Origin of the sequence: Cohnella massiliensis (assembly GCF_900169535.1) — a bacterium.
Lineage (GTDB): Bacteria > Bacillota > Bacilli > Paenibacillales > Paenibacillaceae > Cohnella > Cohnella algarum.
Genome location: NZ_LT821258.1, coordinates 819,738 through 835,178 on the forward strand (window position 1 = coordinate 819,738; position 15,441 = coordinate 835,178).

The 15,441-nt window shown below is 50.6% G+C and carries 10 protein-coding genes, 1 pseudogene and 1 riboswitch; of the genes and pseudogenes, 2 read left to right on the forward strand and 9 right to left on the reverse strand.

Features of this window, described 5'->3' with window-relative positions; all coding sequences use genetic code 11:
- Positions 1 to 3 precede the first annotated feature (3 nt).
- Positions 4 to 753, reverse strand: a pseudogene (gene lgt / locus B7E11_RS13265) (prolipoprotein diacylglyceryl transferase).
- Positions 754 to 922: 169 nt separating this feature from the next.
- Positions 923 to 1,321: a DUF1259 domain-containing protein gene (locus tag B7E11_RS13270; RefSeq protein WP_080835584.1), complete on the reverse strand. Its 399-nt coding sequence runs from the start codon at positions 1,319 to 1,321 to the stop codon at positions 923 to 925.
- A 147-nt stretch (positions 1,322 to 1,468) separates the two neighbouring features.
- Between B7E11_RS13270 and B7E11_RS13275 the strand changes: the two genes are divergently transcribed.
- Positions 1,469 to 3,007 carry a multicopper oxidase family protein gene (locus tag B7E11_RS13275; protein WP_245809706.1) on the forward strand — a complete coding sequence of 513 codons (1,539 nt, stop codon included), beginning with the start codon at positions 1,469 to 1,471 and terminating at the stop codon, positions 3,005 to 3,007.
- 130 nt (positions 3,008 to 3,137) lie between these two features.
- On the opposite strand, the gene B7E11_RS29980 is transcribed toward B7E11_RS13275, so the two are convergent.
- The 6 genes from B7E11_RS29980 to B7E11_RS13305 all read right to left on the reverse strand — a co-directional run bounded on the left by B7E11_RS29980 (position 3,138) and on the right by B7E11_RS13305 (position 9,404).
- A complete protein-coding gene (locus tag B7E11_RS29980; protein ID WP_213084138.1) occupies positions 3,138 to 5,132 on the reverse strand; it encodes a C40 family peptidase in 1,995 nt (664 codons plus the stop codon).
- A gap of 32 nt (positions 5,133 to 5,164) precedes the next feature.
- Entirely contained in the window at positions 5,165 to 5,575 is a 411-nt protein-coding gene (locus B7E11_RS13285; protein ID WP_245809707.1) for a DUF6075 family protein, read from the reverse strand.
- A gap of 115 nt (positions 5,576 to 5,690) precedes the next feature.
- Positions 5,691 to 6,110 carry an RNA polymerase sigma factor gene (locus B7E11_RS13290; RefSeq protein WP_080835065.1) on the reverse strand — a complete coding sequence of 140 codons (420 nt, stop codon included), beginning with the start codon at positions 6,108 to 6,110 and terminating at the stop codon, positions 5,691 to 5,693.
- A 620-nt stretch (positions 6,111 to 6,730) separates the two neighbouring features.
- The gene (locus B7E11_RS13295; RefSeq protein WP_139787172.1) at positions 6,731 to 7,270 is read right to left on the reverse strand and encodes a hypothetical protein; all 540 of its coding nucleotides are present in this window, start codon (positions 7,268 to 7,270) and stop codon (positions 6,731 to 6,733) included.
- A 224-nt stretch (positions 7,271 to 7,494) separates the two neighbouring features.
- A complete protein-coding gene (locus B7E11_RS13300; protein WP_080835071.1) occupies positions 7,495 to 8,208 on the reverse strand; it encodes a response regulator transcription factor in 714 nt (237 codons plus the stop codon).
- A 90-nt stretch (positions 8,209 to 8,298) separates the two neighbouring features.
- Positions 8,299 to 8,384, reverse strand: a riboswitch (cyclic di-GMP riboswitch).
- Between the two features lie 147 nt (positions 8,385 to 8,531).
- The gene (locus B7E11_RS13305; protein ID WP_080835074.1) at positions 8,532 to 9,404 is read right to left on the reverse strand and encodes an SDR family NAD(P)-dependent oxidoreductase; all 873 of its coding nucleotides are present in this window, start codon (positions 9,402 to 9,404) and stop codon (positions 8,532 to 8,534) included.
- A 70-nt stretch (positions 9,405 to 9,474) separates the two neighbouring features.
- Here B7E11_RS13305 and B7E11_RS13310 point away from each other — a divergent pair, with 70 nt between their 5' ends.
- Complete coding sequence (locus B7E11_RS13310) at positions 9,475 to 10,101, forward strand: TetR/AcrR family transcriptional regulator (protein ID WP_139787173.1); 627 nt, start codon at positions 9,475 to 9,477, stop codon at positions 10,099 to 10,101.
- A gap of 888 nt (positions 10,102 to 10,989) precedes the next feature.
- Here the strand turns inward: B7E11_RS13310 and B7E11_RS13315 are convergent.
- Complete coding sequence (locus B7E11_RS13315; RefSeq protein WP_080835080.1) at positions 10,990 to 15,393, reverse strand: InlB B-repeat-containing protein; 4,404 nt, start codon at positions 15,391 to 15,393, stop codon at positions 10,990 to 10,992.
- Positions 15,394 to 15,441 lie beyond the last annotated feature (48 nt).

Below are 15,441 nucleotides of genomic sequence, written 5' to 3' on the forward strand. Positions count from 1 at the left end.
TTCTCATAAAAATAGTTCCATGAACACAAGAGAAATGAGGATAACTGTCACGCTTGTCCATTGCGCCGCGGTAAAATCAAACAAATATCTAGGCGTATCCCCCCGAAGCATTTCCAGCATGAAGCGCCCAAGCGAATACAAAATATTATAAGACAAGAAAAGAAAGCCCCGGGGCCAAAAACAGTTTTTAAGGATAAGCAAAATTCCAAATACAATAAAGTCCCACTGACCCTCCCACACTTCTGCCGGCCATAACGGTTGAGAACCATACGTTTCATACGCAATCGTTCCTGGTGGATAGACAAGCCCAAAATTCGAACCGGTTGGCGATCCAAAAGCATCCCCATTTAATAAACAAGCGATTCTTCCCACTCCCTGGCCAAATACGATTGCAGGTGCCATGATGTCTGCAAATTACCAGAAATTAATTTTTTTTCGCCAACAATAAATAAGACCTACTGTAAATCCCCCAATAAGCCCTCCTTGGATGGATAAGCCGCCCTTCCCAATCGCAAACGACTCGATAAGGTGCTGAGAATAGTATGCTCCCTCAAAGAACACAACTTCCCATAAACGAGCTCCAACAATAGCTCCCAGAATCACATAAATAACGACATCCCAAAGATGCTTTCGGTACTCCGTACCTTTAGCAAGATAAAAGGCTACCCCTAACGAAAGAAGGATCGCGGCTGCAATCACAGTTCCGTACGCCCTTACAGGAAAGTCTCCAATCGAAAATAAAACAACCCTCATTTAAAGCAGGCCCCCCTATATGGTGTTAGTCAAGTCTAATCGTAACATATGAAGAATCTGTGTAGAGATGTTGTGTTTCCTTGGCAAGTGTTCGTTTCTAAACGGGAAAATAAAAAACCGAGCCCTTAAGCAGGTTAAGGGTCCCAGTTTCATTAAACTCATAAAAAAATTATTTTAGCACTTTATACGCCTCCGCGACTTTTCTTGCAAAGGAAAGCGGCTCCTCAACAGAGGCATAGTGTGCGTAAACGAGATGAGGATGGTCCATTAACCAGTGATTGTGCAAGGCGGATAACATAATCCCGTTTCTCTGTAAATGCCAAGTAAATGGATAAGCTTCATCCTGAAGGAGAGCTGTTTCTCCTAAGTTCAATGTTCTTCCTTGGGCGTCCATCGATTCAAAGGACCACATGGAATGGAGAGCAAGACCGGATTGGCTCGGCCTTCCCAATATGTTTACGTTAATATGCGAGCGATCTCGGTTCACCATACAGACGCCGTGTTCCACTTTCCCATTCCCGCCAAGTATAAGAGCAAACTGTTGGCAGAATGCGCTAATATCCTTCATCCAAATCTCCTCAAATTTTTGTATCAGCATATGCCTATTTAACAAATTGTGTGCCGGATTTCTCTTCCCCGTTTCTTCAAAAGTTCTACATATGAACCGGATATGATTGATGTATCGGCTAGTTAATACAGAAAGGAATGATAACTCATGGCTAGTTGGAAGTTTAAAAGCATATTTGCAATCGGTGCTTTATCCGTTGTATTGGCAGGATGTTCCGGTTCAATGAACGGAATAGATCATTCCAAAATGAATATGGATTCTGGTTCAGCAGGAGAAACGGATCACTCAAAAATGAAAATGGAGGGAACAAAAGCATCCTCAAAGATGGCAGATGGGCAGACGGTGAAGCCAGCTGTTCTAACGGGAAAAGAAATTAATTTAACGGCTTCCGTAAGCAATCAGGAAATAGCCCCCGGCAAAACTTTGCCTGTCTGGACGTTTAATAATTCGGTTCCCGGTCCGCAAATACGAGTTAAGCAAGGGGATACCGTAAAGATTAATTTAAAGAACCAATTGCCCGAGCCAGTCACCATTCATTGGCACGGCGTTCCCGTACCAAACGCGATGGACGGCATACCGGGTGTAACGCAAAATGCGGTTCAACCGGGCCAATCGTTCACGTACGAGTTTAAAGCGGATGTCCCCGGCACCTACTGGTACCATTCACATCAGGATAGTGTAAATCAGTTGGATCGTGGACTGTACGGTTCTTTCGTTATAGAAGGTAAAAACGAGGAAAAAGTGGACCGCGATTACACGTTGATGCTGGATGAATGGATGAGCTCCGGGGAATTGTCCGGCATGAACATGTCTGGCGGCAATATGTCCGGTATGGATCACAGTACGATGAATATAGGACATGATATGAGCATGTACGATCTGTACACCATAAATGGAAAATCCGGTTCGTTGCTGGATCAGCTCCCTGTCAAACAGGGAGATAAAGTCCGAATCCGTTTGATCAATGCAGGCTATTTGTCTCATCAAATTCATTTACACGGACATGAATTCAAAGTTATTGCTACCGATGGGCAGCCGATAAACAATCCGGGTATCTTGAAAGATAATGTGATAAGTATTGCTCCAGGAGAGCGTTACGATATCGAATTTGTCGCAAACAATCCAGGCAAATGGTTGATCGAGGACCATGGCGACAATCCTGCTGTTAAAGGAATGAAAGCGACGATCGCTTATGAAGGAGCTGCCGCGGGTTCCGACAAAGCGAATGAATCGGAGAAGCTGACGATTGTCGATATGAGCCGATACGGCCAACCGGCCAAAGCTAACTTTACGTTAGATCAGGAGTATACGTTGGAATATACGATGAATTTGAACACCGAAATGAAAAACGGAGAAATGGTCTACACCATAAACGGAAAAACATTCCCGGATACCGATCCGATAAACGTCAAAAAAGGAGATACCGTCAAAGTTCGCCTTGTCAATAACTCGAAAAGCGACGACCATCCGATGCACCTACACGGGCACTTCTTCCAAGTCCTAAACAAAAACGGGAAACCGCTTGAAGGGTCCCCCGTTATTAAGGATACGTTGAATTTGAAGCCGGGCGAAGAATACGTTGTTGCATTTGAAGCAGATAATGAAGGGAACTGGATGTTCCATTGTCACGATCTTCATCATGCTTCGTCTGGTATGGTAACGGAATTAAAATATACAGACTATTAGACTGATTTTATTGCAGACCCGAATGCAGGAAATAAACCAGAGTAATACAAAAATGAGCGCTCACCCGTAACCTGGCCAATTCGTCACATCCGCACCGTTGCGCCATTTTTGGCGTTGGTTCTTGCTTTCGCTATTTTTGTGCCGACAGGGGGGAATCTTGTTGCGAAAAATCAGAAAGACTCGGCCTGCCGAACAACACCTGTTTATCTGAATCAAACAAGTCGCGGTACACGACCTGTTCTCTACTGGAGGAAGCGTCAACTACTTTGCCGTTACCGGCATAAATGCCGACATGAGTAATATTCATAAATCGCCCATTGCTTTCATAGCTCCAAAAAACCAAATCACCGGTTGCTAGATCCGTAAAGCTTACAATAAATCCGTTTTCCAAACAATAACGAGCCTGTTCCGCCGCGGTTCGCGGCAAGTTAATGCCGAGCTGACGATAAACCCACTGGACAAGATAACTGCAATCCGTATAGTTATCCTGTCCAGCCTTCGGTTGGCTGTACGGATCGCCTAGACGAGTCAGCGCCAATTTGACGGCTTCACTGCCCAATTCGCCTTCGGGCAAATGCTGTTGAACCAAATCAAGCTGCTCCGGCGTCAAGCCAATATCCGTATCTTTTCCAAGCATTGCATACATGAGCGGGCGGAACTCCTCGGACAGCATTTCCTTCATTAAATCTATCTGTTCATTTGTAAAGCGATATATTTCTGCCTGTTGCTCCGCAGTTTGGCTAATGACCGTAATATGCAAAATGCGCTCATATCGGGTAACCGTCTCTTCGCCGGTGCTCCCGTCCTCCTTTTCGACAGTAACCGTTTCCTTATGTTCTATTGTCTCAACACGAGATTCCAGCGAATTCATATCCCAAAACACCGAACGGATGATACCGATTCTTGTTGCATCGAGCGTAGCCACATCCATTCCGTTTTCCGAATCCGTGACGGTCTTCACGGCAAAGACGGAGATAATGTCCATCCAGTTATCGATTCGCGTATTGTCCGCGCTGCCGGGATAATGATATTCCACCCGGTCTACATTGCCAGCGGATTGCTGTATATCTACCAGTCGGGCGGCGAATTCATCCTCTATTTCCTGAACGATTCGGGTAAGCGGCTTTACATCGGCATCCGTATTTTCACCGGACACAAAGATACCGAACGGAGAGGAAATGACAGCGGCTATCGCCATGACAATGCACATAACTACAATTACCGAACCGCTGAATCCCAAAAGCGCTGTCAATCCCTTGACAAGCAAGGCAGTGGCTCTTACAACCATTTTAACGATAAGGCGATTCAATCTCGCGGCAGCTCGCGCAGTCTGGATGGATCGGCGAGCAGACACCACCATCTGCGCAGCCCGCTGAGCTTCCTTGACGGCATTCATTCTCCCTTCAGTTTGAGCATCCGAATAATTGTTAGTGTGATCTACCCGATGCCCATTTTTTATAAATGGCGATAACATCTTGAAATTTCGTACTTTCCGTTTGATCGCATGACCTGATTGTTTCACTAATGTAGACGAGGCTCGGTTTAGCTGGTTCACGCGTCCATTTGCTGAACGAGATACCGCGGCGGAGAATGTTTCCTTCTTCCCGGCCGGTTTTGGATGTCCGATATCCCTTTTCTGCATCCGCTCAGGAAAGCTGCCTGTTCGAGAACGATACAGAAGCCGGGCATTGGCCCAGCTTCGAATAAATCGTTGTTTTCCTGAATGCGAACCAGTAGACAAGACGTATTTTCCATCAATCGGCCTACGGAGACGTAAGCTACGGGCAAGTCGCGGTGTACGCGTTAGCGAAGGCTCCGCATTAACATCAAGCGAGCTATGACTTGCGACAGAATCACCCTCAGACAACAGCTGCCTTTTTAGAATGTGTCGGATTAATCTCTTGTTGATACGCAGACTCATCCCCATATGGACGCGTATCGTTTTTTTCGTAGCCGCTGCGGAATGGCGCTGCGCATATTCAACTGGAGAATGGGAAGTCGTCTTGTCATGATCAACCTTCCGCTTGGCACGAGCGGTTGAACGCCTTACACGATGCAATACGTTCGGGAATCTGTCCAAACGTTTGATGTCTTTCACAACACTCCTCGTTTTAATTTCCTTCATCGTCCCATTTCACTCCCGTCGTTGGTAGCCATTCAGCGAATTTGTTCGGCCAGCCGATTGATCGTTCTCTCGTGATTTCGGCAATATTCGGGATAACGAAGATGAATCGCTTCAAAAAAGTAAGGGGCATAGCTGCAATCGAATAGTTCGTGGGGAGTGGAGTAACGTTCGCCCCCTGCTTCGGTCCAGCCGTTCCACAAATTAAAGGCGAGCCGGCACACTCGAATGGTACTGCCGGTTTGCCAAGGGGCCGAAAGGCCTTCGGGCCTAATGCCGCCATTAGCAAAATCATACAAATCGCGGATATGACTTCTGGTTTCTAGGGAAATGCCCAATGTATAGAACAGTGCTCGGTGATAGCCGTCTTTGCATTTCCTTTCATCCAGCATCTGAACATAAAACCTCTCGTGTTCATCATCTCGAAACCGAACCTGTTGCATCATCGCATACCCCTTTCGTGTATAGTGCAGCGGCTGGTTGCAACCAGCCGCTGTCTGAACATGGTCCTCTATATAACCGTTCATTTTGGCAGGAAAATCGGACCCTCCCACGAAACGATTACATGTTTTTGAGCAAGTATTCCATTTGTTTCAAGCCTCGTTGAATCGATTTACGAACCGCCCGCTCATCGACATTTTCGGCCCTGGCAATATCGACTTTGCTCATGCCCAAGAAATAATGGGCGTAAATCCGCCTGGCAGATTTCTCCGGCAAAAGGCACATAGCTTCATAAAGTTGCTGCCTTGAAAGTTTGCGCTCGTAATACTCCTCCGGTGAAATCGAAAGAAATAAAACATGCTGCTCAATCCCATCGTTGCGATCAAGCGAATAATAGGCCCGATGGCGATACGTTCGCAGTCTGTAGGCGCTTTCCTCCAAGTCGAAGCGCCGCATTTCATGGGCAATCTCTTCGTCTACATCAACCCATACATCCGACTTTAAAAAAGGATACATATCCCGCAAATTCATCTTTTTCATTCATGTCCCTCCATTTTGGTTTGTTGGCAAACCAAAACAGAGGGGGGAGAACGACAGCCAACGCTGCCTTTTATGCCTTTGTATAACAGCTGTAAAAAACAAATAGGACCTTGCCGCAGAGCGCGTCCACGCTCGGTTGCGACTAGGTCTGATTGTGAAATTGAATTATATTCTTGCCGATATTTTCGCCGATTGCAGTTATGAGCAATAAGCATACATCGCCTTCACCCTCTTTCTCACCTGGCAACACCGTGTGAGAAATTAAGTGGGCTATGATGTATGGCGCTGCCCTTGTTTCGTTCAGCTCCTTGGCATCCGATATTTAGCCGACAACTGCATGAACAATATAAAAAAGCGCCGTAATTCCTTCCGCTGGGCATCAGGGAAAGAAACGACGCTTGATAAAAGTGAGTAATCACACATATTTATCGTTGCTACCATGGCACTGTCTGTCCACATTATCAACATAACATGAAACAAGTGCATATGGCGTGCATAGTTAGTGCAAAAAAAGGCAAAACCAGTGCAGCGTTCGGCATGTTCGATGCGACACCGGCACTCCGATCCTCAAAGTTGAGTACGGGGGACAAATCTATGTGCAATGCGTCTTCTGAATTCATTCAATCTGCTTGAGACGACTCCAAATCCAGCAAAAACGCCCGATCTTTGATTTTCATGTAGATTTTGCGTAAAATTCGCTTCCGATGATAAAAGTACGCGCGGCGGGAAAGCGCCAGGCGACTTATGGCATCTGAGGATGCAAGATTATCAATATATCTCAAACGAACAAATAAGCCTTCTTCCGAGGTGAGCGCCGTAAGAGCGTAGTCGATCAGACTAATTCTGGATAGCAACAATGGGATTTCATGTTCAGTGATCTGTATGCGTCGAATGACCGTTCGCAATACCGTTTCCTGTTTTCTACCTCTGCTATGAGCCGCAACCATATGCAGGGTGCGCGTCAATTCTGGGATGTGAGTGAGTTCGGATTGAACATACTTCAATCTCGCTTTCCAGTCTTTATAGGACTTCAGCCATGATTCAACTTTCTGATAAGGAATGGGTACTTGGTCTGCGACATCACAAAGTCCTCCTTGTGATACATGCTTTCTTATCGTTTTCGGCCAGTTACATTTTTCACTCTCCATTTCCATCGTCATCTACCCTTCATCTCGAGATTCGCAGATGTTGACAAGGTACGATATTCACAACCTTTATTCCTCTTTTTATGACTCTCACCTCCGGTCGTATTCTCCTAAAAATCTCCATTTACACCCTCCATTTTACCTATAAAATGCTTAAATATGGAGGGTGATTTTTTCATCACACGATCAGTTCATAAAATGTCGAATGAACACAAAATGACTCGAATCAGTGTGAATCGCTAACACGTGATTCGGTCTTGCCGATTGTACAGGCCTCTTCGTTTCGCTTTTTCGGCTGCTTCATGAATGGAGCTAGCATTGAATTTTCGAATGATGTTACGAACGTGCGATTTCATGGTGTTCTCTGTGACGCCTAACAACTCTCTAATTACCGGCTGTTTATAGCCCCACCCGATCAACTGCAAGATCTCTTTTTCAGTGGGCGTCAATATACGATGTAATTCTTTCCGCTTATCAAGACCAATTTCATTACGGATTATGGATGCAACATCGGCATGAAGGGAAGATTGTCCCCGATAGGCTTCCCTTACGGCGTTTGCGACATCCGCATAGTTGATCTTGGTAATGTAATTGATCGCCCCGGCCAGCATAGTTTCCACAATGATTTCAGACTCATAGAGGCAGGTCAAGATAATGATTGGCATCGATTTAATTTTCAGAACTTCGGAAATTGTATAGAGTCCATCTTGTTGCGATGAATGTAATACCAGATCAAGAATCATGACGTCTAAATCCAATTGCTCACACGCTCGAATGGCCGATTCCTTATTTGTTGCAATATGAAATATATTCATATCAGGCTCTGCATTGATCAGCTCCGCCATCCGTTGTTGCCAAATGGGGTCGCTGTCCACCAGCAAAACTTGTATCTTCCCTTCTTTCCAACGCACGACTTCATCAATTTCTACGGCATAACTTGCACGCTCCTCCATCTTTTCATCACCTCGTTGATTGTTCTGAAAGCGCAAAAAAAAAAGACACGTACCCTCGAAAGGCCGTGCCTTTTAACTGACAGCAATAGAGAGGGTAACCCGGCGATCATTGCACGAAGGCAGAAGACCCGTGGCTTTGCGTCCCAGTCTTTCGAACTGGTTTGCCTTTTTCCTGTTTCGCTTTATCGATATATCGGGACAACTGATCAGATAGTCATGCATGCCCGTTAGGAATGAAATCCAATCACTGCTGGTCAATCCTGCCATTACCGCATTCAGTTGCCTCTCTTTCGTACCGAATCGAGCCTATGGCAGGATTAACTTTATAGCTTACTAAGGTCGGGATGGACGGCATCGTCGGCGTCCGTAGAGAGCGAGAGTTCTTCCCATTTGGCCAGTTCTGCGAGCTTCAATTCGTCGGCCTGCCGGATCATATTCACTGCATCGCTGCCCAAAGGGAGCCATTGCGGCGGCTCTTCCATGTCGGCCACTTTGAGGATAACGTTCGCAGCTTTCTTGGGGTCTCCAATGGGGAGTCTCCCTGTCCTGGCAGCATCGTTGAATATATTCAATAATATCCCGACCGTCTCTTTATACGGCTCACCAGGTGGAATGATCTTCATCGAGGACCCTGCCCAGTCGGTACGGAAGCCACCGGGTTCAATCAAGGTAACTTTCACCCCAAAAGGCTTTGTTTCGGCGGCAAGCACACCGGAAAACCCTTCGACGCCATGTTTGGCGGCCGTGTATGCGGCGAGTCCCGGCCCTGCCGGACGGCGTCCGCCGATGGTGGAGAACTGGATGAATCGTCCGCTCATTTGCTTCCGAAAGACCGGTATCGCTACGCGGCTGACATTGATGACGCCAAACAGATTCGTCTCGATTTGGGCGCGAAACTGGTCCGACGGTGTTTCCTCAATCGATCCAAGGTCGGCGTATCCGGCGTTGTTCACGACAACGTCAATTCGACCGAACTTCTCTACTCCACAAGCAATGGCCTGTTTGGCTTCGTTTTCATCGGTAACATCCAGGCGAACGGCATAGGCGCGTCCTTCGCTTGCAGATACAAGATCGTCTAGTGTTTCCGGATTTCGCGCCGTTGCCACTACCAGATCGCCCCGCTCAAGCGCAGCTTCTGCAATGGCGCGACCAAATCCGCGCGAGGCTCCCGTAATAAACCATACTTTTGCAGGCATGTATTTCTCCCTCCTTATTGAATGAACGTTTAATAAATTACTCCCTTATTAAATCACACAGCAGATTTGGTTGTCAAATGAACGTTTATTCAAGTATAATGGTCACATGATAAAAAGAGATCCCGAATCGAAAAAACGACAACTCCTTGAAGCCGCCTTAAAGGAATTCGCCGCTCACGGTCTGGCCGGAAGCCGGGTCGATCAAATTGCCGAGCGCGCCGGGTGCAGCGCAGGGCTGGTATACACCTATTTTGGCAGTAAGGACGAATTGTTCGACGCCGTGCTACATTTTATCGTTAACGAGACTGTAACCAATATTCCCATTATTCCAGAAGACTTGCCCGAGTATGCAGGAAAGCTGTTCGATGCGAGCGAGCAGCATCCTGAAGTCGCTCGCGTGATCATGTGGCACCGACTCGAGCGAGGCGGGACCGACCAACTCATCCCTGGGAGCATCGATGCCGCCCGGCATAAAATCGACGTCATTCGAGCCGCTCAAGAGGACGGAAGGCTTTCATCCCGATTTGATGCTGAACAATTGATGATACTCGTTCAAAGCATCGCTGCTTTGTGGTCGTCCCAACCTCCTGAAATCGCAGAACTGGTGGCCGCGAAATCGGATCATGCACGTCGACGCGCAACGGTGGTTGAGGCTGTTAGACAATTGATTTCCAAATCCGGAGAGTCTACAACATAAAGGGGCAGGTACGACGAAGATGGTAAGCCCTGTTCTCTCTAGTTTGTACGTCCATGCATGACCCGTTCTACTACAAAAATCATGAAAATCAACTACACGATATTGAAAGACTGAACCAGCGAATGATCACTCGTCGGTCGCTTCTTGAATACTTTATTTTTTTCGATCATTCATTGCAACTGTTTTAATCCTGCATCATTTACAAACAAGATCGATTTGCCCTTGAATCATTGAATCAAGGAGTCCAAAGCGGGTACCGCTTCAGAAATGCAAATATCCTTCCGTTTAAGGATACATTCCCCCTGAACAAGAAGAAGCGTAGCCAGTGGTTGATTTGCTAACGTTTTTCATCCCTGTTTATACCTTCGGAAACGATGACCGCATTTGTTGGAACAGTCTCATGAATCGATTGCTCATCGACTTCAAAAGAAAGGGCAGACCAAACTGAGTAAAATCATGTTAGGTCTGGCCCTTGATGTTTGTTGATCTATTCTTGCTCCCGAACTTCCAGCATTCTGAGCAGCATGACGACCGCTTCCGCCCGTGTTGCCGCATCGTTCGGAAAGAAATGGTTGCCGCCGCCCGCCGCTGACGATACCAAGCTTGCGGATCGCTTCCGCCGCGCCTTTCGCCCATGTCGGAATGTCTTCGTTATCGGCGAAGCCGGTTTGTTGTTAAATCCTGCATTTGATATATTCCCTCTGAACAAGAAGAAGCCGCAGCCAGTGGTTGATCTGCTAACGTTTTTCATCCCCTGTTTAAACCTTCGGAAACGATGATCGCATTTGTTGGATCAGTCTTCATGAATGGATTGCTCATGACTTCAAAAGGAAGGGCAGACCAAACTGAGTAATATCATGTTAGGTCTGGCCCTTGATGTTTTCTAAGCTATTCTTGCCCCCGAGCTTCCAACATTCTGAGCAGCATAACGACCGCTTCCGCCCGTGTTGCCGTGTCGTTCGGAACGAACTTGTTGCCGCCGCGGCCGCTGACGATGCCAAGTTTGCGGATCGCTTCTACCGCGCTCTTAGCCCAGTTCGGAATGTCTTCATTATCTGCGAAGCCGGTTTGAGCATTTGCGTCAAGAGGCGCCTTCAGCGCATTGGCGATTATCGACGCCATCTCCGCGCGGGTGATTGGCGCATCCGGCCGGAAGCTGCCGTATCCGTTCACGATTCCCGCTTGCACGGCGAGAGCGACCTCGCGTTTTGCCCAGGCACCGATCTTTGTCTGATCTATGAAGTGAAGGGCCTCACCTATTCCGTCCAGCTTCAATGCGCCAACCAGCATCACCGTAAATTCGGCGCGGTTTACCGGATTTTCCGGCCTGAACGTTCCATCCGGATAACCTGCAACGATTCCATCGAATACGGCCTGCTTGACACTCTCTTCCGCCCAGTGGCCGGCCATATCGCTGAAGACAATCCCGGGCTCCGCCGCCTCCTGGGCAGGTTCGGCCGCCGGCTGATCCACCGCGAACACCGCAAACTTGGTGAAGTGATCGACCTCTACGGCGATGCGATTGCCTTCGATCTTGCCCCCGGTTATTTCCACCCATTCCTTCTTCGCTTCATCATAATAGAATACGACAGGAATCTGATGTTCTTTCAAACGAGCCGGATCGAATGCAAGGATTAGCGTAACCGGTTTTTTGAAGTTCTCCGAGGAGGTTTTCAAAATCTCATAGATCGGGCTGGCAACTCTATCCCTTTCGGTCAGAAGCAGCTGCGTGTCCGATGCCTTCTCTATGGTCAGCGTCAGGTCTTTATCGGAAGCGCCTGCCGGAATGATGACGGAGACAGCTTCCCCCAAACTGATCTCACCCGCTCGACATGCGGGAAGGGTTAACTGTCCGTCTGTAGCAGTGACTTTGGTATCGCATGATGGCGTAGGTGCAGGTGAACCGCCTTGACCGTTGCTTCCACCGCCGTTGGCTGTCCACTGCGCGTACACGGTCAGGTCCGCGGTCACCGCCGTAGAGGCGTCGAACGAATCGCCGCTTCCGTCCGCCTCCGTGTTCCATCCTGTGAACGTGTACCCCGCTCGGGTCGGCGGCGTCGGCAGTGTGCCTACGTTCTCGCCGTACACGGCCGTCTTCGTCATCGGCTCGGCGTCCGTCTCTCCGCCGTTCTGATCGAACGTCACGGTATAGACCACCGCCGTCCACTGCGCATACACAGTGATGTCCGCGATCACCGCCGTCGTGGCATCGAAAGGATCGCCATGCCCGTCCGCCTCCGTGTTCCATCCTGTGAACGTGTACCCCGCTCGGGTCGGCGGCGTCGGCAGCGTGCCTACGTTCTCGCCGTACACGGCCGTCTTGGCCGCCGGATCGGGGGCCGCGTCGCCGCCGTTCTGATCGAACGTTACGGTGTAGACCACCGCCGTCCACTGCGCATACACAGTGATGTCCGTGGTCACCGCCGTCGTGGCATCGAAAGGATCGCCATGCCCGTCCGCCTCCGTGTTCCATCCTGTGAACGTGTACCCCGCTCGGGTCGGCGGCGTCGGCAGTGTGCCTACGTTCTCGCCGTACACGGCCGTCTTCGTCATCGGCTCGGCGTCCGTCTCTCCGCCGTTCTGATCGAACGTCACGGTATAGACCACCGCCGTCCACTGCGCATACACAGTGATGTCCGCGATCACCGCCGTCGTGGCATCGAAAGGATCGCCATGCCCGTCCGCCTCCGTGTTCCATCCTGTGAACGTGTACCCCGCTCGGGTCGGCGGCGTCGGCAGCGTGCCTACGTTCTCGCCGTACACGGCCGTCTTGGCCGCCGGATCGGGGGCCGCGTCGCCGCCGTTCTGATCGAACGTTACGGTGTAGACCACCGCCGTCCACTGCGCATACACAGTGATGTCCGTGGTCACCGCCGTCGTGGCATCGAAAGGATCGCCATGCCCGTCCGCCTCCGTGTTCCATCCTGTGAACGTGTACCCCGCTCGGGTCGGCGGCGTCGGCAACGTGCCTACGTTCTCGCCGTACACGGCCGTCTTGGCCGCCGGATCGGGGGCCGCGTCGCCGCCGTTCTGATCGAACGTCACGGTATAGACCGCCTCCTCCCATTGCGCATACAGCGTGACGTCGGCTGTTCCCATCGCGAGGGTCGCTCCCGCCGCGTAGTGCGTACCCGTTCCGTCCGCCTGCGTATTCCAGCCGACGAACGTATAGCCGAGCTTCGCCAAACCGTCCGGCTCCAATACGTGGACCGTTGAGCCGGGAGGATAGAAGGCTTCGTCATACAGCCCCGCATCCCCGTTGTTCCCGTAATAAGTCACCGTCGTGAGCGCCAGATCGGTCAGATAGGGATATCCGTTATTGCGGTCTGCAGAGATTCCCCATACATGGTAAAAGTCCCATCCGTCCGGATCGTCGGCAACCTGGGGATACTGGGCGCGGTCCGTCAGGCCTTCCGTCGGTTTGCCTTCGCCCTTTCCGGTATCCAGTTGTCCTGCAGTATCTTGATCGTAATAAGAGTCCGTGACCGTTCCCCCTGTATTGGAACCGATCAGGCCGCCGACTTGTTCCCCGGTACCGGTCACGCCGCCCATTGCGTACGACGTCTGCACCAAGCCCGCGTTCCGGCCAATCAGGCCGCCGGTTCCATTCGGAGACGCCCCGCCATTCACGCGGCCCGTCGCGTATGAGTCCCGCACCGTCCCCCCATCGTTCCAACCGACCAGGCCGCCGGTCATGCTGATCGTACCGTTCACGCCGCTCGTCGCATACGAAGTTTGCACCGTCCCCCGATTCCAGCCGACCAAGCCCCCGACGCCATCGAATCTTCCGCTCACACTGCCCGTCGCATATGTATTCTGGACCAGGCCATCGTTCCGACCGACCAGGCCGCCGACCGTACCGGAGCCGGTGACATCTGCGTCAACCAGGCCGATATTTCGGATCTGCGCGCCGCCGTCCGCATATCCGAACAAGCCTTGATAGAAGTCGCCATCGATCTTGAGATGGGAAATAACATGCCCCCTCCCGTCGAATATCCCGCGAAAAGGGGTGACGTCGTTCCCGATCGGTCCCCAGCTCGCGTACCCCGCCGCAGCCAGATCCAGATCGTTCATCAGCTCGTAATGATCGCCCAAGTCGAACGGTCCCGTTCCGATCGCCGCCAGTTGATCGGCCGTCTCGATGCGGTGCGGGTACAGGTCGGAGCCGTCCTCGCGAATGACCGTTAACTCATAGTCGGTAGCGAACGGGTACGCGCTTGCGCCTGGAACTTGGACACCGGCTGACACAGCGATATTGATCGTATTGAGTCCCGGGTTCAAGGCAATCGTCTCCGAACCGCTCAAACCGTTAATTTGCACCAAGGAAGACGCGTTCTTCGGCGCGGCCGTCACCGTCAACTCGTGGATGTCGCCTCTTACCCGCGCGGAGTACGAGCGCTGGTCGCTCGCAAACGCCGGCTCAAGTTCGATCGGGTCTCCGCCGTTCTCCGCCGTCAGACCGCTTAGCGCGAACCAGTCGTACGTGCTGCGAAACATCGGATAGGTTTCATCCTCGAAAATCCCCCAATGCGTGTCCTCTCCCGGCGAAAAGTTCCAGCCTTCGAACGTGCTGCTCCGCTTCATCTCCGCCTCGGAAACTGCGATCCCCGCTGCGGAGACGAACGTGAGCGTACTGTTGTAATAGGACTGGGATACACGGATATCGCCTTCCGCCAGGCCGATGAGACCGCCGAAGTCCGCATCTCCGCTGGCTGTAACCGCCGCATAGGTTCGGTGAATGCTCCCCGAACCGATATTCACATAGTAACCTGCCAGCCCTCCCGCAGAAGCCGAACCCGTTATCGTTCCAGTCACATAGGCATCTTCGACCGTACTGTTTACCAAATAGCCGGCCAAGCCACCGACATACATGATGCCGGCTACATTGACGTCAAGCAATCCGACATTGCGGATGACGGCACCGCTCGCATAACCGAACAAACCGACATCATTCGCCGTTCCCGTTATGTTCAAGCCGTCAATCGTATGCCCGTTTCCGTCGAAAATACCGGTAAACGGGGCGTCAGGCCAAGAACCGATCGGATTCCAGTTTGTGTACCCCGCCGCGGCCAAGTCGATATCCGCTTCGAGACGATAGTGCGCTCCCGGGGTGTTCCTCACTTCATCCAACTGCGCGGCCGTCGTGATCAGATAGGGAGAATCGGCCGTTCCGTCCCCCGCGCCGGAAAATGCCGCATAAGCTTTGTGCGGCCCCTGTGTTTCCAATGTCGCCGCAGCCAAACAAATCAATGCGGTCAACCAAATCCATTTGCGGCTACACCGCCTCGCCATCAACGCCTTCCCCTCCCGAAGCTTCAAACTTGTTTAGGCTGTACGCGA

Coding starts and splice junctions, on each gene's coding strand:
- B7E11_RS13270 (WP_080835584.1), bottom strand. CDS start 1,321: ATGAAGGATATTAGCGCATTCTGCCAACAGTTTGCTCTTATACTTGGC.
- B7E11_RS13275 (WP_245809706.1), top strand. CDS start 1,469: ATGGCTAGTTGGAAGTTTAAAAGCATATTTGCAATCGGTGCTTTATCC.
- B7E11_RS29980 (WP_213084138.1), bottom strand. CDS start 5,132: ATGAAGGAAATTAAAACGAGGAGTGTTGTGAAAGACATCAAACGTTTG.
- B7E11_RS13285 (WP_245809707.1), bottom strand. CDS start 5,575: ATGATGCAACAGGTTCGGTTTCGAGATGATGAACACGAGAGGTTTTAT.
- B7E11_RS13290 (WP_080835065.1), bottom strand. CDS start 6,110: ATGAAAAAGATGAATTTGCGGGATATGTATCCTTTTTTAAAGTCGGAT.
- B7E11_RS13295 (WP_139787172.1), bottom strand. CDS start 7,270: ATGACGATGGAAATGGAGAGTGAAAAATGTAACTGGCCGAAAACGATA.
- B7E11_RS13300 (WP_080835071.1), bottom strand. CDS start 8,208: ATGGAGGAGCGTGCAAGTTATGCCGTAGAAATTGATGAAGTCGTGCGT.
- B7E11_RS13305 (WP_080835074.1), bottom strand. CDS start 9,404: ATGCCTGCAAAAGTATGGTTTATTACGGGAGCCTCGCGCGGATTTGGT.
- B7E11_RS13315 (WP_080835080.1), bottom strand. CDS start 15,393: ATGGCGAGGCGGTGTAGCCGCAAATGGATTTGGTTGACCGCATTGATT.